This window comes from Thiosulfatimonas sediminis, from assembly GCF_011398355.1.
In the GTDB taxonomy this organism is placed as follows: domain Bacteria; phylum Pseudomonadota; class Gammaproteobacteria; order Thiomicrospirales; family Thiomicrospiraceae; genus Thiomicrorhabdus; species Thiomicrorhabdus sediminis_A.
In genome coordinates this window covers 957579-979507 of sequence record NZ_AP021889.1, presented here as the reverse complement: position 1 = coordinate 979507, position 21929 = coordinate 957579, and the positions used below count along the sequence as shown (strand labels likewise).

The 21929-nt window shown below is 45.1% G+C and carries 23 protein-coding genes; 4 read left to right on the top strand and 19 right to left on the bottom strand.

Annotated elements, in window-relative coordinates:
- Positions 1-9: 9 nt before the first annotated feature.
- The 14 genes from HRR27_RS04485 to HRR27_RS04420 form a co-directional block, all read right to left on the bottom strand.
- Positions 10-1410, bottom strand: coding sequence for a murein transglycosylase domain-containing protein (locus tag HRR27_RS04485; protein WP_173271300.1), 1401 nt, complete (start codon positions 1408-1410; stop codon positions 10-12).
- Between the two features lie 101 nt (positions 1411-1511).
- Positions 1512-2561, bottom strand: coding sequence for a flagellar hook-associated protein FlgL (gene flgL, locus HRR27_RS04480; protein ID WP_173271298.1), 1050 nt, complete (start codon positions 2559-2561; stop codon positions 1512-1514).
- A 4-nt stretch (positions 2562-2565) separates the two neighbouring features.
- The gene (gene flgK / locus HRR27_RS04475; RefSeq protein ID WP_173271296.1) at positions 2566-4437 is read right to left on the bottom strand and encodes a flagellar hook-associated protein FlgK; all 1872 of its coding nucleotides are present in this window, start codon (positions 4435-4437) and stop codon (positions 2566-2568) included.
- Positions 4438-4477: 40 nt separating this feature from the next.
- Positions 4478-4972 (bottom strand): rod-binding protein, encoded by a 495-nt coding sequence (locus HRR27_RS04470; protein WP_243830883.1) that lies wholly within the window; start codon positions 4970-4972, stop codon positions 4478-4480.
- Positions 4973-4988: 16 nt separating this feature from the next.
- Positions 4989-6083, bottom strand: coding sequence for a flagellar basal body P-ring protein FlgI (locus HRR27_RS04465; protein WP_173271294.1), 1095 nt, complete (start codon positions 6081-6083; stop codon positions 4989-4991).
- Between the two features lie 253 nt (positions 6084-6336).
- Complete coding sequence (locus tag HRR27_RS04460) at positions 6337-7059, bottom strand: flagellar basal body L-ring protein FlgH (protein WP_173271292.1); 723 nt, start codon at positions 7057-7059, stop codon at positions 6337-6339.
- A 42-nt stretch (positions 7060-7101) separates the two neighbouring features.
- On the bottom strand, positions 7102-7893 hold the full coding sequence (gene flgG / locus HRR27_RS04455; RefSeq protein WP_173271290.1) for a flagellar basal-body rod protein FlgG: 792 nt from the start codon (positions 7891-7893) through the stop codon (positions 7102-7104).
- Positions 7894-7913: 20 nt separating this feature from the next.
- Positions 7914-8657: a flagellar basal body rod protein FlgF gene (locus tag HRR27_RS04450; RefSeq protein WP_173271288.1), complete on the bottom strand. Its 744-nt coding sequence runs from the start codon at positions 8655-8657 to the stop codon at positions 7914-7916.
- A 306-nt stretch (positions 8658-8963) separates the two neighbouring features.
- Positions 8964-10601 carry a flagellar hook protein FlgE gene (locus HRR27_RS04445; protein ID WP_173271286.1) on the bottom strand — a complete coding sequence of 546 codons (1638 nt, stop codon included), beginning with the start codon at positions 10599-10601 and terminating at the stop codon, positions 8964-8966.
- Positions 10602-10781: 180 nt separating this feature from the next.
- On the bottom strand, positions 10782-11471 hold the full coding sequence (locus tag HRR27_RS04440) for a flagellar hook assembly protein FlgD (protein ID WP_173271284.1): 690 nt from the start codon (positions 11469-11471) through the stop codon (positions 10782-10784).
- A 16-nt stretch (positions 11472-11487) separates the two neighbouring features.
- On the bottom strand, positions 11488-11898 hold the full coding sequence (gene flgC, locus HRR27_RS04435; RefSeq protein ID WP_173271282.1) for a flagellar basal body rod protein FlgC: 411 nt from the start codon (positions 11896-11898) through the stop codon (positions 11488-11490).
- 26 nt (positions 11899-11924) lie between these two features.
- The gene (gene flgB, locus HRR27_RS04430) at positions 11925-12323 is read right to left on the bottom strand and encodes a flagellar basal body rod protein FlgB (RefSeq protein ID WP_173271280.1); all 399 of its coding nucleotides are present in this window, start codon (positions 12321-12323) and stop codon (positions 11925-11927) included.
- Positions 12324-12589: 266 nt separating this feature from the next.
- Positions 12590-14002 carry a hypothetical protein gene (locus HRR27_RS04425; protein ID WP_173271278.1) on the bottom strand — a complete coding sequence of 471 codons (1413 nt, stop codon included), beginning with the start codon at positions 14000-14002 and terminating at the stop codon, positions 12590-12592.
- A 67-nt stretch (positions 14003-14069) separates the two neighbouring features.
- Positions 14070-15038, bottom strand: a complete 969-nt coding sequence (locus tag HRR27_RS04420; protein WP_173271276.1) for a chemotaxis protein — start codon at positions 15036-15038, stop codon at positions 14070-14072.
- 200 nt (positions 15039-15238) lie between these two features.
- Here HRR27_RS04420 and flgA point away from each other — a divergent pair, with 200 nt between their 5' ends.
- From flgA to HRR27_RS04400, 4 genes are all read left to right on the top strand, one after another.
- Positions 15239-15961, top strand: coding sequence for a flagellar basal body P-ring formation chaperone FlgA (gene flgA, locus HRR27_RS04415; RefSeq protein ID WP_173271274.1), 723 nt, complete (start codon positions 15239-15241; stop codon positions 15959-15961).
- Positions 15962-16226: 265 nt separating this feature from the next.
- Positions 16227-16550 (top strand): flagellar biosynthesis anti-sigma factor FlgM, encoded by a 324-nt coding sequence (gene flgM, locus HRR27_RS04410; protein ID WP_173271272.1) that lies wholly within the window; start codon positions 16227-16229, stop codon positions 16548-16550.
- Between the two features lie 12 nt (positions 16551-16562).
- Entirely contained in the window at positions 16563-17051 is a 489-nt protein-coding gene (gene flgN / locus HRR27_RS04405; RefSeq protein ID WP_173271270.1) for a flagellar protein FlgN, read from the top strand.
- Between the two features lie 182 nt (positions 17052-17233).
- Positions 17234-17830: a PilZ domain-containing protein gene (locus HRR27_RS04400; RefSeq protein WP_173271268.1), complete on the top strand. Its 597-nt coding sequence runs from the start codon at positions 17234-17236 to the stop codon at positions 17828-17830.
- Positions 17831-17916: 86 nt separating this feature from the next.
- On the opposite strand, the gene HRR27_RS04395 is transcribed toward HRR27_RS04400, so the two are convergent.
- From HRR27_RS04395 to HRR27_RS04375, 5 genes are all read right to left on the bottom strand, one after another.
- Complete coding sequence (locus tag HRR27_RS04395; protein WP_173271266.1) at positions 17917-18228, bottom strand: hypothetical protein; 312 nt, start codon at positions 18226-18228, stop codon at positions 17917-17919.
- Between the two features lie 55 nt (positions 18229-18283).
- Positions 18284-18889 (bottom strand): LPP20 family lipoprotein, encoded by a 606-nt coding sequence (locus HRR27_RS04390; protein WP_173271264.1) that lies wholly within the window; start codon positions 18887-18889, stop codon positions 18284-18286.
- A gap of 90 nt (positions 18890-18979) precedes the next feature.
- Positions 18980-19219 (bottom strand): hypothetical protein, encoded by a 240-nt coding sequence (locus HRR27_RS04385; RefSeq protein WP_173271262.1) that lies wholly within the window; start codon positions 19217-19219, stop codon positions 18980-18982.
- A gap of 8 nt (positions 19220-19227) precedes the next feature.
- Complete coding sequence (locus tag HRR27_RS04380; protein WP_173271261.1) at positions 19228-20382, bottom strand: hypothetical protein; 1155 nt, start codon at positions 20380-20382, stop codon at positions 19228-19230.
- Positions 20383-20460: 78 nt separating this feature from the next.
- Positions 20461-21912 (bottom strand): penicillin-binding protein activator, encoded by a 1452-nt coding sequence (locus HRR27_RS04375; RefSeq protein ID WP_173271259.1) that lies wholly within the window; start codon positions 21910-21912, stop codon positions 20461-20463.
- Positions 21913-21929 lie beyond the last annotated feature (17 nt).

The following is a 21929-nucleotide window of genomic DNA, read 5'->3' as shown; positions in this document are numbered from 1 at the left end:
CCAAATGAGCTAACTCAACTGCTGTCTCGCATTCAGAACTCTATCAACGTATTCTCGCGCTTCTTGCGTTTCGTGCTGACTCTGCAAACGTTGATAAAGCTGCTGCACAGTCAATTGATTAATCTTTTCAAGCGCGGCTTTCGGTGTGTTTGCAAACAACTTTAAAACCGTATTTAATCCCGCATTATAGGCAGAAATAACTAGGAGTTCACGCTTCTTTGCATCGCTCACATCGCCAAAATAATGTTGGTCTAACAAACTTAAATAAGCGGCACCAATCCGGATATTGTTTTGCGGGTTCAATAACTCCTCTTCACTTGGTGCGCGATTATGGCCATCGATCAAGGTAAACACATCTCGGCCTGCTGCTTCGGCTTTAATTTGCATCAACCCTAAGGCGTTGGAGCGGCTTCTGGCTTGTGGATTGAAAGCACTCTCAACCTGCATGACGGCCAAAACCATATCCACCGGCACTTTATAAGCTTGCGCATAATGCTGAGCCCAGCGACGATACTGCTCGACCTCGTTTGGAACGGTTAACGATAGGCTTTGTTTGGCATTTGGCGCTTGACGTAACAAAGAGGCCAAAGGCGCATCCGGAGAGTGTAATGGGATACGGACGTGCAAAAACTGCTGAGCCTCATCCGCAACCCAATAAGCGTTCTCGTTTAACAAGACCTTGGCATATTCATACGCTTGTGCCGGATAGCGAATCGAAAAGTTAGACTTATCACGTACCCGCTTAAAGTAATAGGGTTCATTCTGTGTATTGAATTTTGCCGGCTTAAGCAAATCCATCTGCTCCAAAGAGACATCAGCGAGCATTATCGTGCTTAAAGCTTTTTTAATCTGTGTGGTTCGCGCCAGTTGCGCTGGAAACTCAACAATAATCTCATCTTCATACGCGTGGGCCTGAATCTGTTGCGGCCGCTGCACGCTTGGCGTCATTGGCACAGTGTGGGTCATAATCGTCGGCGGGACCTGCTCAGGCGGTGTTGCAGCCTCAGCAACTCCGGAAATCTCATCGATGGACACCATCGGTGTCGACAATGATTTCGCTTGACTGGGCACAGAATCGACTAATGATACGGGTGAACGAACAGAGATTTCTGGTTGCTGAGATTGAGCACTCTCCTGCAATATTTGAGGGGCTGGGCTCTTAGACGGCGCGACAATAGCCGCCTCACTCAATGCTTGACTGGATGAATCACTTGGCGGCAAGGTCACGGGCAACGGACGAGTCGAGACCAGCGTCATCGCTGAGGATGTTGGAATGACAACTGGAGCGGCACTTTGCGCTCGTGGCTGCTGGTTAACCCAGCTATGCATCGAAGATGCGTAAGATGCGCCCAGCAATAACAACGAACTGCCGGCGATAATCCACACCGTTGAAGATTTGCTAAAAAACATAATACTGCCTACTCAATCACGACGTTATATCGTCATTAAGCAAAAGCAGTACCAGTTCTCTAAATTCAACGTTTAATCAGCAAAACTTAACTTGAAAGAATCTAACGCAAGTAATTAAACAGCGACATTTCACTGACCCGTGTAAACACCTGCTGCGCCATTTGCAATGCATTCTGCTGTTGGGTTAAATCGGTGATCCCTTTAACAATATCGGTCTCTTCCAAATTCATGCGACGCTCTTCCAAGGCCAGTTTAAAAGTTTCACCACCATCATATTGCGATTCAATGCGGTTTTGGCGCCCCCCAATTTCAGCACGTACAAAAGACAAGTTTTCCAAGGCCGAATCCATATCCAAAATCAGTTCGTCAGGTGGACGCTCACCGGCTTCAAGAAAGTTTTTCAAACTCACCATCGTATTCAAAATATTATTGTCAACTGGGCCATCGGTAACAAAGACACCATCAACCGCAACGCTATTGCCGTCGGTTTTAAATACCGCCGAACCATTGTCGGTGATGCGCACACGCGAAGCATCGCCAAAATCATCCGCTTCTAAGTAATCATTGTCATCAAAACCAATCTGCACAAATCGTGAACCGTAATTGGCTTGGACATCCAAAGCGACCGCTGTAGCGGTGGTGAGCGCTGTCTGATCGGATTGCGGGCTGCCAACATAAGCGTAATACCCTGGATTTCGCGGATCTGGCACAAATGCTTGTTCGACATTCACACTACTACCGGCAAAGATTTTTTCGCCTTCGGAATTACTGTAATTCATCATATTGCGCATCTGCTCAATAATCTGCCCAACTTCGGCCGCTGCCTGTGCGCGATTGCTGGCATTGTAAGTGTCATTCGACATTTGAATGGCTAGCTCGCGCGCGCGCTGAATCGAACTGATGCTATCGCCAATTGCGGTTTCTTCCAAAACTAACTGACTTTTTGCGTAATCGCCATTTTTAGCGAATTGATCAATGGTCGACATGGTGCTTTTTAACGCGTTTATTTGGCTGAGTGCAACCGGATCATCGCCGGGCGCATTGACGCGTTTACCGGTGCTTAGCTGTAACTGCGTTTTTAGAATATCTTCTTGGTGTCTTTGAATCGAGGTCACACCTTGACTATGAAACTGACTCGTTGAAATACGCATAATGCTATCCTCTAACCACACTCAACAGTGTTTGAAACAATGATTGCGACGTGGAAATAATTTGTGCCGACGCCTCATAAGCCTGCTGGAAGCGCAATAAATTGGCGGCCTCTTCATCTAAACTAACCCCAGAAAGTGAATCGCGGCGATCAACCAATTGTTGATAAACGTTTTCCTGAGCGGTTAACTGAATGTCGTTGCCTCGCACATACAGCCCAACATTACTGGCCATTATCGAATAGCCACCCAGTAATGTACTCGAGGCAACCCCATTATCATCACTGAACAGAATCTCTTTGGTCTGCAAGCTGGCCATATTCGCCATATTGGTATTATCACCATACGCCGCGGCTTCAGGAGGACTGCTATCCGTTAAAGGCGCACCGGAAGTACCGGTAAAAGCACCGGTTTCTACCGGCGACTGTCCTCGGGTTGCCAATTTCTCTGGATCCCGCAAAGCGACTTCAAAACTATCCAAGATGGCTTGATGGGGCTTGACCAAAAACACATCTCCGACATCACTCCCCAAAGAGGCACTTAAATCAAATTCCAACCCATCCAATTGAAAACGATTAGAACCTGCAGGTTGCTCCAGCGGCGTCAGTAACTCTTTGCTCTTATGGTCATAAAACTGATAGTCCGTACCGTCAAAACGAATTTCATACTCACGCGAGGCAAAGTTACCGATTTGCGTAATGGCATTATCTAACAACGCTTTTTTATCGCCATAGGTTGCCGGTTGACCATCGACATCCACACCAAGTGTTCCGGTATAAGGTGGTTGAGTTCCAGCCGTTACACCATCGTAATTTGGATTAAAGCTAATCACAAAATTTTCGCCGTCTTCCACGCCGGTATTGTTGCGATTATTAAGCGCATCAACACTTAACGGGGCGAACAAATCGCCACCCGCTTCGCCATTAATGTCATAACCTTGATAGTGCTGCCAATTCATTGACGCAACCATGCCGTTTAGAGTTAAACCTAAATCGTTTTGCGCACGGTCAAGCATCTCTGTTCTAAAATCTAAAACGCCGCCTAATTGACCACCTGTAATTTTGTCACTGACAACGCGGCGATCCCCACCGATAAATGCGTAAACTTCAACCCGCCCTTCATCTTGAAAGGGACTGGCGGCAACTTCCAACTTGGTTAACGTATTGGAAGTAATCAGCGGAATTTTTCCACCACCGGCGTGCACATCAATACTACCGTCGTCTTGCGGGAAGGTTTTTATATCGATATATTGACTCAATTCCAAAATGGCTTGGTCACGCTGGTCAAGTAAATCATTCGGCGGTTGCGTTCCAACCGCCAAGGCGCGAGACACCTGATTATTGATCTCTTGAATACTCTCTAAACGACTATTAATTTCTTTGCCCAAATCGGTAATTTGGTTATTAGTCTGCACTTCCAAATCGTTCAAAACACTGGAAAGGTTACTCACATGACTTTGCAAATTGCCTGCTTCGTCAAGCAATAATTGGCGTGACACACTGGAGGTCGGATTGGCTGCAAGCGTCTGCAGACTATCAAAATAGCGCTGCATAAAATCTTTAACGCCGTCATCATTGCCAGCGACAATGCCTTCCACTTGAGTTGCCAAAGAATAGGAAGCATCATAACGCTCTAACATAGCTGAACTACCGTAAAGCTGGCGTTGAATATAATCCGCATTAATACGTTCGATGGTACTGACTGCTGAACCACCGCCTAAAAAGGCGCTGCCGACAACGTTTGGCGTATTACTGACAATTTCAGCACGCTGGCGACTGTAACCTTCGGTGGTCACATTTGCGACGTTGTGACTGGTGACATCCAACGCCCGTTTAAAGGTGCTCGTTGCCAAAGTCCCAATGGTTAACATATCTGCCATAGTGTCTCTCCAATCGACGCTTCACTGCCGATTCAATTGATTAATTTTGCTTTCTAAATTGCAAGGCACTGGCCGTACTGGCAAAGCCCGCAGGCGCTGTTGGCGTCTCATCTATGTGCTTAGCGGATGGCAAGGATTCTGACGCCTGCTGTTTTTGCGCTTGCAACGCGTAAAACTGCTCCGGCGTATAAACATTATCAATTTTGGGCGCCAGCTGCTCAACAATACTATCGGCCAAACCTAAAGAACCTTTAGAAGATAAACTTTGCGCCAATTGACTGTCATGCCAGTCCTTGTAAAAATCGCCTTGATTGCCGTCCAACCAGCCTTCATCAAAAGAGACCTTGCGTGCTTCTTTCATAACCTGTTGCAAAAAGAGCGCTTCAAACTGCTCCGCCATTGGGCGTAGCGCCTCTTTTGGATCTTGTTTGGCGGTGGTTTTCAAATCATTCAGCGCGTTGCTATCCGCCACGTTCTGCGCTTTTTGGCGCATCGAATCGACCGCACTGAGATTTTTAAAATCAAGTCCTTCCATCTTACTGCGCCCCGTTTTAAATAATCATTAATTCGGCTTTCAACGCACCAGACTGCTTTAAAGCTTCCAAAATTGCCACCAAGTCACCCGGCGCAGCACCCACTTTATTCACCGCCTGCACGATATCATCCAATGAAACACCTTTTGGAAAATTAAACATCCGGCCACTGCCCTGCTGAACATCGACACCACTATTGGCGGTTAGCGCGGTGTTTCCACCGCCTAACGCATTTGGCTGACTTACTTGAGTATCTTCACTGATTTTAACCGTCAAACTACCGTGAGTCACTGCCGCTGGATTCACGGTAACGTGCTGGCCAATCACGACCGTTCCGGTACGTGAATTAACGATTATTCGGGCTGGTGCATCACCGGTGACCACTTCCATATTCTCAATCATCGACAAAAATGCAACACGTTGGTTGGCCATTCGCGGTGCCAAAACTTCAACCGTTTCGCCATCCAATGCTTTCGCCGTGCCTTCCCCAAGTTGTTCATTAATGGTGTTCATCAAATTTGTCGCCGTCGTAAAATCGGCATTTTTCAGATTAAGACGAATGCTATTACCCAGATCAAATCCGGTATTGACGGTTTTTTCAACCATAGCGCCATTGGGAATACGCCCGACGCTCGGCACATTAATCGTAATTCGCGAGCCATCTGCCCCACTGGCATCTAAACCGCCAACCACCAAATTACCCTGCGCCAATGCATAAACATTACCATCTACCCCTTTGAGCGGCGTCATTAACAAGGTGCCGCCGCGCAAGCTTTTCGCATTTCCCAAAGAGGAAACGGTAATATCAATTTTTTGACCCGATTTAGCAAATGCTGGTAATTCGGAATGCACAGCGACCGCCGCGACATTTTTCGTGTTAGTACTCACCCCGTCTGGCACCTTAATGCCAAATTTATTCAACATACTTAATAGGCTTTGCTCAGCAAACGGGGTTTTGTCACCAGAGCCATTTAACCCGACAACCAAACCGTATCCGACCAGATGATTGGAACGCACACCGCCGACATTGGCGATATCCTTTATCCGTTCAGCATAACTGCAACTACTCCAAACCATGCTACACGCGAAAAGCGTAAATATCAGACGATGCATAACCCCTCCTAAACTCAGAAAAACAGGTTGCCCTGTGATAAGAAGTTATCAGCAGTGTTTATGCCAGAAGACGTTTAATAGATTAAAACAGGGAAGAATTTTTAAGGATATTCACAGAAACTGTCTGAAACTCAACGCCTGTAAACATAGACGACACAGAATCCGTAAGTGACTTCAGGCACAAAACAAGTTCGCGCCTAAAAACCATAACAATAACCGTAAGCACAGCCCTGCATGCCTACGGTTGATAAGATCAAAACGGCCAGTAACGACTTAGCCACTCGGTTGCAACCCCGGCACGCGCAGTATTCCCACTCATGCCGACATCTTTATACACCAAACGCACATCGGCAACCTTTTGTGACGAAATCGTATTATCCGGTTGAATGTCGTCCGGACGAATAATTCCGGCAAACTGGACCACTTCATCACCTTCATGAATGGTAATCCATTTTTCACCACGAATCATTAAGTTGCCATTGGGAATCACTTCCACCACGGTGACAGAAATCGAACCACTTAAACTGGAATTTTGCTTAACATCGCTTTTACCGGAAAAAGAACCGTTTGAGCCATACCCAATACCCAAACCAACTGCCGCCTTTCCGACGCCACCCACCACGCCACCCAATAAACCACCCGGCGCAGTAATGTTCAGCGGCGTGTTAATGCCATAATCTTGACTATTCGATTTATCGTATTTAGCCTCGTCTTTTTTATTGGCCGTCATACTTTCATCCAAATTAATGGTGATAATATCGCCAACTCGATGGGCGCGCGAATCATCAAACAATGTCATAGCCCCAGGCTGATACAAAGAACCATTGGTGGGTTGCTGCGGCTTTGGAATATTCACCGGATAACTTGGCGCGTAGTTAAGCTCTTGATGGCGCTGCGGCGTACTGCCGCATCCTGCTAATTGCGCAACCACAATCGCACCTAGACCGATTAATAATATGTTCATTCTGCGATTCATAAACCCTCCTTAATGACTCAAACTTGGCTTGCCATTATGCTATTAGGTGTTGTTATTCAGATACTGCATCATACCGTTAGCAGCAGAGATGGCTTTTGAGTTCATTTCATAGGTGCGCTGCGCTTCAATCATGCCAATCAACTCTTCGACAGTATTAACGTTAGAAGACTCTAACGCACCTTGTAATACTGAACCGGCTTCTGCGGTGTCCGGATTATTGATATTTGGCGCGCCACTCGCAGTGGTTTCTGCATAGAAGTTCTTTCCTAAAGATTCCAAACCCGCTGGATTAATGAAGGTAGCCAACTCAATCTGACCAATCTGATTCTGTCCAACGTTGCCTGGCTGTGACACAAACACGGCACCGTCACTGGTGATGGATATCTCTGTCGCGTCCTGTGGGACATTAATATTGGGTTCCAGTAAATAACCCGATGACGTGACAATATCCCCGTTCTGATTAACTTCAAAAGAACCGTCACGGGTGTACATCAAATTGCCATCTTGGTCTAAGGTTTGGAAAAAACCTTTGCCCTCGACCGCCAAATCCAACTGATTATCAGTCACCATGATATTGCCTTGGGTATGAATTTTTTGCACGCCAATGGCTTTAACCCCGGTCCCTAATTGCAGACCAGAAGGCAGCGTATTCGCTTCATCTTGAGTGGCCTGGGCCCCAGGTTGACGTACATTCTGGTAAATCAAATCGTTAAATTCAGCGCGCCCGGCTTTAAAGCCATAAGTATTGGCGTTCGCAATATTGTTAGAGATCGCAGCCAGACGAAATTGCTGAGCCTCTAAACCGGTTTTTGCAATATAGAGTGCGTGATTCATATCTTTATCTCCTTAAGACATTAACGAACAGACAACAGCGAATCGGATTTCTGAGCGTGATTTTTACTGGTTGCCATCATTTTGACTTGCAACTCATATTGGCGCGACAGCTCAATCATATTCACGAGCGCCTCGGCAGTATTGACATTACTGGTTTCCAAAGCCCCACTCACCACTGCAACGCTTGCTTGATTTAATTCCGGCGAACCTTCTCGCTGACGACTAAAACCGTCTAAGCCTTTGTACAAATTAGCGACATCCGGCTGCACCAGACGCAAACGATCCAATACCACTTGCTGATTTCCTTGCGCACCAGCCGGCACAATCGTAATCGTACCATCATCGCCAATGGCAATACTTTCATAAGGCGGCACGTTGATTGGTGCGCCGCCCTCGTTGAGCACAGGATTTCCGCTGACATCGACCATATCGCCATTCGGCAAAATCTGCGCACTGGCTGTACGGATATAGGCCTCATCCCCTTTTGGGGTTTGAATTGCCATAAAACCATCACCTCGAGTGACCAAGTCTAAATCTCGACCAGTGACTTTAATCGCTCCCGGTGTATAGTCGGTTGCTGGACGCTCATCTAATGCATAGGTACGAGTGTGCTGCCCCGGCCCTTCCATATGCTGGGCACGGAAAATATTGAAGTCTTTTTTAAAGCCGTCAGTATTGGCGTTGGCCAAATTGTTTGAGTTATTCGCCTGCGAAAGCATCACTTCCTTAGCGCCACTCATGGCTACATATAACATCCGGTCCATAACAAAGACTCCAAACAATAATTAAAAAGAGGGGCAGCTGCCTCATCCTAAAACCACTACCCCGATGACATAGTCACTATGTCGAGCCTTAATCCTAAAGGCTAAGTTTTCTCTTGTGTGTTAGCGATTTGACGCATTTCTTTTCTCAAGTAAAACTTAGCAGGCAGCGTGCCAAAAACTCTAAACAATAAAATTATTTACGCTAAAGTTCTGGAGCTTAGGCCGTTAATAACGATAAGGCAAAAAATGGAGCGCCCATAAAAAAGCCGGCAATAAATGCCGGCTGAAGATTAAAGCGCTTAAAGATTATAGCTGTAGGATAGTCTGCGTTAACTGCTGTGACGTCGAAATAACCTGAGCAGATGCCTGATAAGTACGCTGAGTTTGAATCATATTGACCAACTCACCAGCAACATCCACGTTGGAATACTCCAATGAACCAGCATTAATGGTTCCCAAACCAACCGATTGCGGTTGCCCCAATTGACGGGTACCCGAGCTAAAGGTTTCCGCGTAAGTTTGACCACCGAGTTTTTCCATGGCGTTTTTATCGGCAAAATTTGCCAAAGCCACCTGAGCAACTGGTACGGAGCGTCCGTTTGAATAACGCGCTTGAATGACACCATCCAAACCGGTCGTCAAACCGATTAAATCACCAACCGCATAACCATTTTGTGTCACACCACGGGTAATAGAAGAGCCGGCAAATTGGGTCATTTCTTCAAAATCTACTTCAATCCCAATCGTCGTATCAGCAGTATTACCCAATGGATCACTCGCTCCAGTAAAAGGCGCATCCACAACCCATTTCATGCTCGGTGCAGAATTTACCGATACCCAGCTTGCAGGATCCAACGCAGTATTCGCCGTATCTTGTCCAACAATATTGATGTTACCGCCGGTTCCCGCTGCTTGAGTGTTTTGCTCTAAAGGCTCACGAACATCAATCAATTTACCATTGGTGTCAAAACGCAACTCATAAACTAACCCGCCGTCTGCCGTCGCCTCACCTGGTGTCGCGCCCTCTGCATGACCACTGGTCACCCATTGCCCAGTTTCTTGGTCGTAATCTTCCATCGTGTACTGCACCAACCAACTGGTATATTTTGTATCGCCTGTCCCAGTTGCAACCTGAGAGTAGGTATCGGTGGCCGCATCATAAGTCAAATCTGAACCGTTAACCCCAGGACCTGTCGTCACCACATCACGTTTATAGAAATTGGCTGTTAAACGGTGCTCCCCGCCCAAAGTGTCATGAATGGTTTCGGTGGTTACGTAATCTGGAAAACCGCCATAAGCCCCTTCGGTTTCAAAATCCGTCAATTTTGCAATATTCGATAAGGTGGCTCCACCAATTGGCGTGGTTCCACCAACCGAATTGTCAATCGAACCTGGGGTTGCCGTTAAATTGCCATCAACGTTGTTGTCGGCTTCACCATTCAAGTTGATATCAAAGGTCATTTCATCAGTGGCTTTTGGCTCTTTATTCAAATCATCCAAATCAATCGAACTCAGCGTGGTATCAAACACTGGATTGGTGGTGGTGGATATATTTTCATTCAATAAAAAGCCCTGAACTTTGTTGCCTGTCTGATCAGTCAGAAAGCCGTCTTTATCCAATTTAAAGGATCCATTACGGGTATACACATTGTCATAGCGTCCCGTTTTATCTTCCAAAACAAAAAAGCCTTCGCCATCAATTGCCATATCCAGCTCTCGACCGGTGCCGGCAATCGTTCCTTGGGTGAAGTCTTGGGTCACGGCTGCAACTCGAACCCCGTTACCCGGTGAATTTTGTGGCCCAGAAAACATATCCGCAAATTCCGCACGCGAACTTTTAAAACCGACCGACTGCGAGTTGGCCAAGTTATTAGAAATAACGCCCAATCCAGTTGATGCTGCGTTAATCCCACTTAATGCATTTAAGTCATAAGCTACACCCATGATCTTTCTCCTTGTGTGTCTTATTAAATTCTGTCTACCAAAGCCCGTGCTTGTATTTTCTTGCCGAGCTGGGTCTTGCCAGCCCGATGCGTAATCAGTAAATCAAATTATTCTGTTATCTAAACATAGCAAATGCGATGCCAACTTTTAGCGGTTAAAATCGGCATAAATGCGGCAAAATTAGCCGCTAATTTCACGCACCGCATCCATACTAATACGTTCACCGGTTGCTAAACTTAAGGTCATACTGCCGTCGCTATTAACACTAATTGAATTAACGCGTGATGCAACCACCGAACCAATCATCTCCAAATCACCGTTGTCATTGGTACCGTAAGCGGTCAACTCATAATCGCCGGAATTCATCACATTACCCAAATCATCCTTACCATCCCAAGAGAAGTTTTTCTCACCAGCGGCCAAGGTGCCAATCGAAATTTCACGCACCTTGCCATCTTTATCGGACACAACCAAGGCAACATCATTCATCGGCTTATCGGTTTTTAGGCGAAATTGTGATGCCTCATTTTGAGTATGCGTGAACATTGAACCCTCTACCTGCACACTTTTACCAATCATCGATGCCGCTTGCATGGTCTGTATATTCTGAAAGCTACTGGTCATTGCCAAAATCGATTCATTCATGCGCACCGTCGATTCCAATTGGCTCATTTGCGTCAAATCCGTGACAAAGCTGGTTGGGTCCATCGGTTTAGAGGGATCTTGATTCTGCAACTGTGTGGTCAATAAACGTAAAAAATCGGCTTGCCCCATAACCTGATCCGGCGCAGAAGATGCAGAACTGCTGCCTTGCTGTAAGCTAGCGACATAATCGGAACTGTTGGGTGATAAAAGTGAGCTAATATCCATGATTCAAATCCTTTCCTTATTTGCCAAGCTGAATGGTACGCAGCAGCAACTGTTTTGATGTATTCATTACTTCAATATTGGTCTCATAAGAGCGAGAGGCGGACAACATATTCGCCATCTCCTCGTTAATATCGACATTTGGACGGAAGATGTATCCCTCTTCGTTTGCCATCGGATGATTCGGGTTATATTCCATTTTTAAAGGCGCCTGGCTTTCAACAATCTCTTTTACGCGCACACCCATCGCTGGCTCATTCATATTACCTTCCAAGATTGTCTGAAAAACCGGCTGTTTGGAGCGATAGGTTTCATCCTTATTCGAGCTCACGCTATCGACGTTGGCCATGTTCGACGCGATGGTATTTAAGCGCACTGTTTGCGCGTGCATCCCCGTACCGGAAATATCTAATACTTTAAATAAGGACATCACTCTCTCCTAAAATCTATACCGACTTATTCGCCTTTCAGCGCGCCGCGAATCCCTTGAATTTTGCTATCAATAAACTCTAAGGTTGCTTGGTGTTGCATCGCATTTTCCATATACTGGGCTTTTTCGATGTGCGCTTCTACCGTATTGCCATCCAACGAGGGCTGAGTCGGCATACGATATTTCAAAAAATCTTGCGTATTTAACAGAGCATCACCAGTCATATGTCGACCACTGGTATGCGCCATTGGCAGTGAATCTTTAGCAAATTTATCGCTTTCAGCACGCAATGCTTGGCGAAAATCAACATCACGCGCTTTATAGTTTGGTGTATCGGCATTCGCCAAATTACTGGCCAACACTTCACCGCGCATGGTACGCACTTGCAGTGCTCTTTCATGAATACCAAATATTGACTCGGCCATACCATCCTCCATCGATCAAACCATTTGCGCGTTGCTAAAGCTACGCCCAAAATTCTGACATGAGTAAATTGAACTAACTAAGACTTAACAAGGATGATGCCAAAAGCGATTTTTTTAAGATAATCTTTCAAGAAAAATTCAAAATGGCCGTTATATACGGCCTTAGTGGGATTTTTGATATAACGAAATGAATCGACAAAGTCGGCATCGACTAAACATGATGCGGAAAAATTTGCCGATATTAAGAGAAATGCTGACTAGCCCTTCTACCAAGGACGGACTAGATCGCCAATTTGCACTACATTTTTTGACGCACTCAGTTCCGCAATCGCAAAGTTGGCTTGAATCGCCGTCACTTTTAAAAATGCGCCCGGCTCGTATTCCGACCCTAAACTGCGTCCGGATACATTCACAGGCGCGCCAATGCGATGATAAACCGCCAAGTCATCACCAACCTGCACTCCCGATTCAGCGTTTAAAAAGAGATAGTACTTTCCGTCGCGGACGTCAATCACCTTACTGACCAAACGTTTACAATGCAAAAACTCAAGAACATTCGCACTCTGGTATTGCAGTAATTGATCAAACGCCTTACCCGTGTCCGTTGCAAAAAACGCATTGGTACCGAACATCCTGTCTCGATTAACACGAACCGCGCCTTTTAAATCAAAACCGTTACGCACCTGATGTACGACTTGTTTATCGAGCAAATCTAACACATACCAATCCACTTCAATATAGCGACTATCATCTTCCAAGGCCTGATTGTAATAACGCTGAATTTGCGTCCCCCATCCCTGCTCCTCGCGCAAACTCGTTGCTGAGCGCAGTACACTCAACAACAAATATTGAGCACCACTCTGATCGTATAAGTCTTCCAATAATTGCTGATCTAAATTTGGAGTGATACGAAGATTTGCTTGGATGTCAACCGCTCCCAGCAATGAATGAATATTTGGCTGCCCGCTATCCTGTAAACGTCGCTCCAACTCCTGCTGGTATCCAATTACAAGATTACGTAAATCCCGCACTCCAGCAACATCTTCCACAGCTAAAGGAGCAACTAACAACGATGGCGCGTATTGCCGCCCATTTAAATCAGGACAAAGACCGCGCTTGGCGCTCAAACAAACATCCAGTTCCACTTCATAATTGAGCGGCTTCGGTTTCTCTTGACCATACACATCTAATGGATCTTCCAATCCTTCTTTTAACAAAGTGTAACTTTGCACCTGTGATCGACTGACAAAACGCTCATTCTCCAACAGCACTGTCTGATTCTGCAAAGTAACATCACTATTCACCTCAAGATTACGCTGCATGGAAGCATTTTTTAAAGCCTCGCGAATCGCCATTTTTTTTGCAAATTCATTCGCCACGCCTTCGGTGGAAGCCTGCCCTTTTACCGTAAAACAACTTGGCAACCCCTTGTTTTGGGCAGCAAGCTTGCTCTGTACTAACGGTTTTTTTATCGGTTGCGTTGCATTCAATGAAGTCACCGGCTCACAGACGCCTTGTGCATTACGCTGATATTGCACCCCTGGCTGACACTCTTGTTGAACGGATGCTTCTGGCTCCCAAAATTCAAAGTCATCCGCTTGCAAACTTGGCGCCACTAAGCCGTTTGACAGCAAAAATACGACGATTGAAAAAGCTCGATAATTGAATTTACTACGCATTTTCACTCCAACGCTCAGATGCATTTTGACACAAGGCGGATTCACCTTAATGTCGCCTTAACTAGCCTTAACTGGCTTTAGCAGTACTTTCAACCTGCTTAATTCGCGCAACAATGATTTTTGCCAGTTGGTCAGCATGCCATTTAGAGATAAATACATTGGCGCCAACCTTCTCGGTCAGCTTGTCATTAAAACCACCACTCAATGACGAATTAAGTACCACATACAAATCTTTCAAACGCTCATCTTTGCGAATGCTGGTCGTTAAGGTGTAGCCATCCATCTCAGGCATTTCAATATCCGAAATAACCATCAAAACACGTTCAGCAACAGGCAACCCATCACCCTGCGCAGCGTCTTCAGCCCACTGCTGCAATAACTCTAAAGCACGTTTACCGTTATTAACAATTCGGTTCGTAATTCCTAAGTTATCTAAAATATTTTTTAACTGCGAACGCGCAACAACCGAATCATCCGCACCCAAGACAAAGAAGTTTTTGCCTTGAATAATCTGTTTATTATTCTGAATATACTCATCTGGCACGTCAGTCCGGTTACCGGCCACCTCAACCAAGACCTTTTCCACATCCACAATCTCCACCAGCTGTTCTTGCGCCCGTGTAATACCAGTCAGATAGTTAATATTCTGCAAGGTTTCCGGCGGCGGCAAAATATCCTCCCAACGTAAGTGCACAATGCGATCAACATCTTCCACTAAAAATCCCTGCACAGAACTATTAAACTCCGTCACAATGGTCAAGCTTTCAGAATATTTATCTTTTGGAATAGGCTCCAAATCGAGGGCGCGTGCCAAATCAATCATCGGCATAGTTTGACCGCGAATATCGGCAACCCCCACAATACGCGCATCCGCCTTAGGGACGGGAGAGATTTTGGGCGTACGAATTACCTCTCGCACCTTAAAAACATTAATGCCAAACAGTTGCTCTCCGCGAATTTTGAACAGCAGCAGCTCCATTCGGTTCATGCCGGCCAGTGATGTACGCTGATCCACCCCTTTTAAAAAGTTAGACATGAATTTCTCCTTATCCTTTGCGAAATTAGCAAATATTGCAGGTTCGATTAAACAGCAAAACCTTGAGTTGAGCTAACGAATTTTTTGATGTTAAATCATCCAAGCAAAGCTCAAGCCAAGTTAGTAAAAACATCAACCATTCAAATATAGGCATCTAACTTGCTTTAGAGCTTTTAATCCTTTAACAGTAAACCGAGAAAATGACATTTCATCGCAAATTACTCACCCTGATTACCTTGCTCGCTCTAAGCACCGCATCCAATGGATATGGTGATAATAGCCGCGCCGTGCAGTCAAGCGACGAAATACATCAGCTAGTCTTAAATTACCTCAAAGAGAAATCACAAAGAAATCCAAATGAAACCATTTACGAAGCGGAATATAACATCCGCGAATTAAGTGAAAGCGTTAAGCTAGCAAAATGCGAACAACCGTTGACGTTACATGATCGTAATCCAGATGACTTCCTTGGCAGGATGACCATTGGGGTAAGCTGTAATGCGCCCAAATGGCAGGTATTTATCCCAGCGGAAATTGACGGCAAAACCAAAGTTGTTGTCGCCAGCCGCGCAATTATGAAGCGCAGCGCTATTCAAGCCGAAGATGTCGTTGAACTCCTAATGCCATACCGCAGCGCACCACGAGGAATTTTAAGCAATGCTCAGCACGCCGTAGGAATGCGAACCAAACGTGCTATTGGGGTCAATCAACCGCTTAAAATACGAGACTTACAACCGCCATTTTGGGTATTTAAAAACCGCCAAGTAAATCTTGTCACAACCATCGGTACAGTTGAAGTGATTACACGCGGCGAAGCCCAAGAAAACGCGGTTCGCGATGAGCAGGTCACTGTCAAAAACTTGTCATCCGGAAAAACGCTCAAGGGCGTGGTCATTGCGCCGAATACGGTATATATTCCGTGACTGGATGCAAATATGGTAGACTTAGCAAAATTCTAAATTTTGACTGTATAAAGAATGACTTAGCGATCTAAAACGCATCAAAAGCAGTCTCTAGGCACAGCCTAATTAACTGGCAAATCCAAGAGAGGAAATATTTCTTAAATATTTCGATTTTTTACTCAAGTTTTGTAAAGCACGGCCGCTATAACTGATAACGCAGAAGTCACCCCACTTCTCTATACAGTTTCAAGATAAAAACTCTGAGTTTTATAAAGAGGCGAAGAAAATGGATATTAAAACAATAAATCCCCAAGCGGTAGGTGGTCGCAATAGCGATGCTGGTAAGCCGATTAATGGTGAAAAGGCTACAGATTCAAATCAATCAATTGCAATGTCTGACACGTCTAACAACAGTGTCGATAAAGTCACGCTAACCGATGTGCAAAGTCAAATTCGTGCTTTAGAAGATAAGGCAAAAAATGTTCACGCGGACAACAGCGATCGCATTGCACAGCTACGTGAAGCGATCAGTTCTGGAAGCTATCAAGTTGATGCACAAAAAGTTGCAGATAAACTAATGCAAACCGAAGTTCTTTTTGCGCGCTTCTAAGGATATCAACTCGTGGCTCTAAACGCATTCAATGCTAGCATTCATCAAGTTATCGACCAGTTAAAACCTATAGCTGATGTTTTTTTTGACTGCCTGCAACAGGAGGCGACTTGCATTGCAAAAGGCTCTGCTATCGAACTTGAAGAGGTTGCCAACAACAAACAGCAACTCTCCCAACAACTCGAGCAAGCCTCCAAAGAGTGCAACCATTTATTAAGCCAGCATCAATGCGATCTTCAGGCACTGCTCAATGGCTCAGATGCTATTGTCAATCGTTTAGACCAACCAACCAAACAGGCACTTAGTGCACTGAACGACAAGTTAACAGCTTCCTTTGAGCTAAACCAAGCTAACGGCATCGCGGTACAAACCCTCAGTAAAATCAACCGTTTTACTCTGAATTTAATCACAGGGCAAAATCCTTCGGTAAAACTCTACGGCGCCAAAGGCACCACAGAAAAACCGCATCGCAACAGTGGCGCGAAACTTGGCGAAGCCTAATCTTTTTGTTTTATCGCAATTTCCGACCCTCTCCCCCCTACTCTGGTCTAAAAAATGCTTCTAATTTTTTTTGTATAGCGCATTTTTTGACATCTGCCATATTTTCTTTAGCTACGTCATAATTTACGTTAAAGTATTTACCCAACTTATCCTTAAAAACAAATCAACCATGGACAGGCATTATGAAGATTGGACAAAGATCGTACTTTCGTATTGATGTAATGATGCGTTGTAGCTATCGTGTTATCCCGGCTAGCGAAATTGAGCAAAACCCATTACCGGATGGTGCGGACAGTAACTTCATTGAAAACTACATGATGCAAGATCTGATTACTCTCGATAAACACATCAATGACGCAATTGTGCAAATCAATGAACGCAGTTCACTTTTAGCAAATGCCATCAACTCAATCAACACAAAGCTCAACTTTTTGATGGAAACCTTGAACAGCGAACAGATGATGAAAGCCATTCCGCAACGCTTAGTCAATTTAAGCGGCAACGGCATCGCTTTTGATATCGAAGAAAAAATAGATTTGGATGATAAAGTCGATCTGTTAATGCAACCGTTAAACAGCCAGTCACCTATTTTAGTTCGTGCTAGCGTGGTCAATATTCAACCCAAAGAGTTTGGGGCTATCAATCGAGTCGCCATGACCTATGACGGCTTAAAAGAAGAAGACCGACGCAAATTGATCTTCTTTATTCAATCCAAAGAAATCGAATTAGCACAGGCTTCCAAATCAGCAAAAACCGGGGATGGCTTGAGCGATTACTAATAATCCATCGTCAAATCATCATAGACGCAAAAAAGCGGCCAATTGGCCGCTTTCTTTTGCTCAAAAATCCAACAACATCATAACGATTAGGGATAGGCGTAACGCTTATCACCGCCCGATTTTACGGCATTGGTTTTCGCTTTTTCGTCAAACTGTTCAGAAAATTTTTTATCCAATAGCTGAACTTTTCTCTCCAGTTGATGAACCTTGTTCATCCCCTGTTCAAATTGCTCTTTCTGAGCGGCATTGGTTTCAGATACCTGCTTAACCGTGCGTTCTTGACTGGCCACCTTACCTTCCAAAATGCGTACTCGCGTACTGATACTGGCAGCCAATGCGGTACCTTCAACCATCAACAAAACCACTAGAACAGCGGATTGTATAGTGCGTTTTTTCATCGCTCTCTCACTTTAGCCTGCGCCAATTAATCACGGATTAATCGGCTATCGACTGCTACTGATAAGACTGAATTTGATAAGCGGTTTCTGGTTCAGCGATGCCTGCATCGTCAGCGGTGTAAACAAACGCTTTTTCAAAAAAACCTTTATCGACGTACACTTCCAAAACCGTTTCATAGTTATTGTCGGCCATCGGCGTCACACTGACTACACGCGCACCACGTACTACCGTATTAACGCGCGCTCTAAAAGAATCGTTTTTGGCGGTCAGGGTTGAAACCGCAGTATTACTGTCGATTTTAATTCCAGAAATCTGTTCTGCTAAAGCGCGATAAGCATCTAACTTAGAAGAGCGAATTGCCATTAAACGACGCTGACCAGGCGTGTAAGCTTCAAACGTACTTTCTGCTCCATACCCAATACCAGTAATTTTAATCAATTCCGGCTTTTCCACTTTAGCGGGTTTATGAGGTGGCTCAGGTTGTGGCATCACTTGCTGATAAATCTTTTGATGAACCGTGGCTGGCTGTTCTTTAGTAGCAACGCTTTGTTGCCCACAGCAATCTTTTCCTTGTGCATCTTGTTCAGGCGTTGAACTACAGCCGCTCAGCGCAGCAATCGACACCATTAAAGATCCCATTAAAATGTGTGACTTTTTCATTATTAAGTCTCCTTATTATTGTGGCGATTAGTTTTAACGCCTGCTTTCTGTAACGACTGAATCTCTATTTCTTTACATCTTTTTGCAAACTTATTGCATTTTTTGCAGATAAATATCATTTAAATAGCGCACTTGTCCAGCTTGCTCCGCCAGCGGCTGGTTACTGCTTTGATAATATTGCGGCACGGTCAATGAACTGCCAGGATCTTCTTCAAAACCCAGCTGGTCATAGGCTTTTTGTGCATGTGTTTTTACCCACGGGACCGGTTTTTGCGCGCAACCACTGACAAAACCTAACGTAAATAACGCTAAGATAATGACTCGCATCATGCTAACTCCTATGGATAAGAATCCTGTACACGTTGGTCGTAGAACATCCCATCTGGCGTTTGATAAGAATACGGATTCGCTTTGGATTTGTGTTGTTGCGCCTTTTCAGCTTCCGCTTTTTCTGCCGCCAAATCAGCACGCTCTTTCATTTCTAAAAGCTGCTGCTTTTCAACACTTTTAACGCCATGCACAACTTCTTGCTGGGTTTGCTGAATGTTTTTAATCTGTGAACTCATCGCGTCCATCGCTTGCTGTGCTTTAATCAAACGATAGTTAATTGAATCCATTTTTTTCAAAATTTGGGGGTCAGCAACGACAGTCGTAATGGTTGCAGGCGCCGCAATCGGCGGCGTTTGAACGACTGCCGGAGGATTGTGTTCAACAGGATTATGTTCAGCTGGCTTATGCAAACCTAAAGGATCAATCATCTCTTGAGGTTTAGCTGGCTGGCCTTGCAAAGTAATTAAATCAGTGGCCAACTGCTCAACTTGAAAATTAATCGCATCCAATTTTTTTTCAACCGACTCTAAACTGGTCCTCATCTCTTTGACTCCAGCATTCGTCGTATCGCCATTCACTTTCATGCTTTCTAACATCGTCTGCGTCTCTTCGGAGATCCCTGCATGAGAAGCTGAAATCGCCCCCCAAACACCAATGCCGATAGCGGTTAGAATCAACACAATACTGGTTGAGCCAAAAATAATAATGATCTTTTTTAGCGAGTCCATTTGTTCCACCGTGATTTCTGATTTATTTTTATTCTGCTGCCGGTCATCTAATATTTTTTCAATGGGATCTTTTTCGATTGGCGTTTCTGCAGGCGGTTCGTTGCGTTGCGTGGGTTGTTGTGCCTCAGGCTTGAGTAAACTGGCTGCCGCAGCACCAGCAACAGCCGCTACCGCCACCTCCTCTAACATTGATTCTTCAACCTTAGCAGCCTGTTCGATTGGCATATCAACAGCTAACTCAGATTCTTCAACAAGGCCATCGTCCACTTCAGGCACCTGCTCAATGTCGTCGGCAACAGCAACCTCGGGCGGTAAAACAACCGGCTCGGGCTCCACCGCTTCCAACTCTTCACCTAAATCAAACTCGGCTTCATCAAGTAAAGCATCAATGCTATCAAGGTCGTTTGGGTCAATAATGTCGTCTGGATCTGCCACACCATATCCTTAATTGTTCAGGTTACGAAATAGATCGCACTAACCAACTAAGAATCGGTATCGGCCACCCGCCATAAATTAATCGGTATTCACCGGAACAACTTTAGCGTTGTTCAAAAAATATACAGCTGGCAAGAGATAGAACTGCCCAGTTGGTCGCGTTTCAACTTGACCTACCGAGGTATTGATTAACCAGTCACGCTGGTCAAACTGATCGGAAAAGGTCAAAATTTCCACTGCCGCTGTTCCTAAAGCATTAAAGATGCCAGATTCAGCCTGAGGGCGAAGATTCACCTCTTGTTGGTAAGATTGGTAAAGATAAGTGGGTAAAAAAGCGTAAGTTTCCTGCCAAGCAGTCTGGTAGAGTGTCAAATCGGTCAACTTTGGCACCTGCGGTGCAAACCATAAATGCTTTACATGACTGAGTTGGTAGAGGTTTAGGAATGGCGCGACCTGTACCGCTTGATTCGCTGGCAAGAGACTGAGCACAGCATCTAAATCTTGCCGCGAACGCGGCACAAATTCAATCGTGCGAGCAATGCGCTTTCGCAGCACTGCCGCTCGCGCTTTGGACTCTTCAATACCTAAACCTTTTTCAATACCATCATCAACACTTGTTTCAATACGCTGTACTGCATAAGGCATCGACTTAGCTTGTTGATTATTCAAAGCATTGAACTCGTCCAGTAGCAAGGCAGCACGTTCATCATCTTGTGCTAACAACAATGCGCCTTTGTAGAAGTTTTTATGCAGATAGTCGACACTCTTGAGCATTCCGCCAGAACGGCTGGGCGACAGTGATTTCTCATAAGACTGGTAGTTTATCGGTGCATCATTGAGATAGAGCGTTGGAACACCAGTTTGCAAATCATGCCACGCCTGAATATTGAGCTTTTTTAAAGGCCCGAAAATCAAATTCGGTTGAAAGTTTTTCAGACGCTCCCACAACAAATAAAGATTACCGTACTGCTCAGTATCAAAATGATAAATCTGTCCTTTAAACCCCTGTTTTTTGAGTGCCGATTCAATCCCCAACGACAAACTTGAACCAACACGCTGATAATCACCGCTCATCGGTAAAACAATGGCCACTACCGCGTTTGGATCGGTTAAATCAACATCAAACCGAGTGCCAGTCAAACCTAAAAATTCAAATAAACTGGGCTTGCTTTTGCCTTGTTCAAGATGGGTCTTTAGCTGTGCAACGCGCTCCACAAAAAGTGGTAAAACACCAGAGGCCTCCAACTGATTAATCTGCTGCTGCAACTGCGAGATATCACCATTTTTAAGCGCCAATTCAGCACGCAAAATTAAAATTTCTTGATCAATCTGCTTAATCTGCTGCTCCATCGAATCGACCGGCTGATTGGCTGATTGCGTTTTCTCTGCTGCCGCTTGTTGCGGATTTGACTCATCGGAACGGCCAAACCCAAATAATTCGCCCAAGCTAAAGGCAAAAGTTGCCGATGAATAACCCAAGCCAATGCCTAAAGCGGCAACCAATATACGCCGTTTAATTCGATACAACATGAGCATCCCCGCTGTTT